Origin of the sequence: Brachybacterium sp. HMSC06H03 (assembly GCF_001807385.1) — a bacterium.
Classification (GTDB): domain Bacteria; phylum Actinomycetota; class Actinomycetes; order Actinomycetales; family Dermabacteraceae; genus Brachybacterium; species Brachybacterium conglomeratum.
On sequence record NZ_KV788902.1, the window covers coordinates 1 to 2,021 of the forward strand.

Consider the following 2,021-nt stretch of genomic DNA (forward strand, 5'->3'; position numbering starts at 1 on the left):
GGCGCCGGCCCGCCCAGGGCGAGCGGCGGTAGTAGGCGCGGTCGCGGGACCAGGCGCCGTGGACGCGCACGGTGTCGATCTCGCCGAGCTCCCCGGTCGCAACGAGATCCCGCAGCGCGTCCACCCCGGCGCCGCCGCGGGCCTGGAAGCCGATCTGCACGACGCGGCCCGCGGCCTGCGCAGCCCGTTCGAGCACCGCGTGGTCGGCGAGCGCGGGCACGGGCGGCTTCTCGAGGTACACGTGCGCGCCCGCCTCGAGGGCCTGCAGCGCGAGCGGGAGGTGCGTGTCGATCGGGGTGGCGATCACGACCACCTCCGGCGGGGCGTCGGCGTGCGCGGCGAGCAGGGAGGCGAGGTCGCGATGCCAGATCCCCTGCACGGCCGCGGGCGGCTCGTGCAGGTCGACGACGCCGATCAGCTCGGCCCGGCCCGCTCTGCGCAACCGCTCGAGGTTCTCCAGGTGCACCCGGCCGAAGCCGCGGGCCCCGATCAGCGCCACGCGCACCGGCGCGACGGCACCCGACGTGACCGCCTCCGGGACGGTCCCGGTCACGGAGTTGCTCATCGCAGGGCCGCCTCGGGCTGCGGGTCGTGCGCCGCGAGCGGCACCCCCATGGTCGCGGCCACGTCGACCGGGGCTCCGCTGGCGAGCGAGGCGTTTCCGCTGATCCCGACGGCTATCGCGCGCATCCCGTCGAGGTGGTCGGAGGCGCGGCCCAGCGGGTCCTCGTCGGGGCCGACGAACACGTCGCGCAGCAGCAGCGCATCGCCGCCGCCGTGCCCGCCCTCGCCGGTGACGATCTCGACCTCGCGGGCCGGGCCGAAGTGGGTCTGGACCACCAGGCGCTCGCCGCGCTCGCGCACGCCGGAGTCCTCGCCGGTGACCGCGACGGCGCTCGGGTCGACATGCGCCCGGCCGTCCTCGTCCCGCGCGATGACCTCGGCCCGCTCGACCACCTCGAGCTCGGCGCGGCCGGCGGTGCCGTTCAGCGCCACCCGGTACCCCTCCCAGGGGCTGTGGGCGTTCAGCGCGTAGGTGAGCACGGGGCCTCGGGCGTAGTCGACGATCGCGGTGAGGTTGTCCTCGATGGAGATCCCGGCATCGAAGACGGAGCGGTCGCGCAGGTAGCCGTCGTGCTGCTCGGCGCGGAGGTACAGCGCCTCCAGCCGTTCGTCGGAGCGCAGGTCCAGCTCGAAGGGGTCGTGCGACCCGTCGTGGGTGCCGCGCGCGGGCAGGTCCTCCTGGCCGCGCTCCCGGGCGGCGTCGGCCCCGTAGAAGCGAAGGCCGCCGCGGGCGTAGACGCGGGTGGGCACGTCGTCCAGCCACCAGTTCACGAGGTCGAAGTGGTGGGCGGCCTTGTGCACGAACAGGCCGCCGGAGCTGGTCTTGTCGCGGTGCCAGCGGCGGAAGTAGTCGGCGCCGTGCTGGGTGTCCAGCACCCATTCGAAGGTCGCCGAGACGACCTCGCCGATCTCGCCCGAGGCGACGACCTGCTTCAGGGCGGTGTTGCGGGGGCTGTAGCGGTAGTTGAAGGTCACCACCACGGAGCGTCCTGTGCGGTCGATCGCCGCCTGGATCGACTGCGCGCTCTCGGCGTCGATGGTCAGCGGCTTCTCGACGACCACGTCGGCGCCCGCGTCGAGGGAGCGGACGACGTGCTCGGCGTGCAGGCGGTCCACGCTCGTGACGATCACCCGGTCCACCCGCTCCTGCTCGATGATCGCCTCGAGCTCCTCGGGCCCGCCGAGGCGCACCCCGGCGAAGGCCGGGACGCGGTCGCGGTGGAACTCGCGGCGGGCGGGGTTCACGTCGAGCAGCGCGACCAGCTCGGCGACGTCGGCGTGGGGGCCGGCGATCGCGTCGAGGTACATCTGGGCGCGGTGGCCCGAGCCGATCAGGGCGTAGCGGGTGGTCATGTCTCTCCAGGGTCGAGGGATGCGGGGACGACGGGGCGGGGCGGCGGGACGGGCGATGCCGCGGCAAGGCCGACGCGCGGCCGGCGTCGCGGCAGCGCAGGCGG

At 75.0% G+C, this 2,021-nt stretch carries 2 protein-coding genes; both read right to left on the bottom strand.

Annotated features, from left to right (window positions below):
- On the bottom strand, positions 1-565 hold a 565-nt coding region (locus tag HMPREF3159_RS12450; protein ID WP_246821631.1), incomplete at its 3' end, for a Gfo/Idh/MocA family protein.
- On the bottom strand, positions 562-1,917 hold the full coding sequence (locus HMPREF3159_RS12455; protein ID WP_070501315.1) for a Gfo/Idh/MocA family protein: 1,356 nt from the start codon (positions 1,915-1,917) through the stop codon (positions 562-564). The genes HMPREF3159_RS12455 and HMPREF3159_RS12450, both read right to left, overlap by 4 nt.
- Positions 1,918-2,021: the final 104 nt, after the last annotated feature.

Excerpts from the sequence above, each read along its gene's own strand:
- HMPREF3159_RS12455 (WP_070501315.1), bottom strand. The coding sequence starts at position 1,917 with ATGACCACCCGCTACGCCCTGATCGGCTCGGGCCACCGCGCCCAGATG.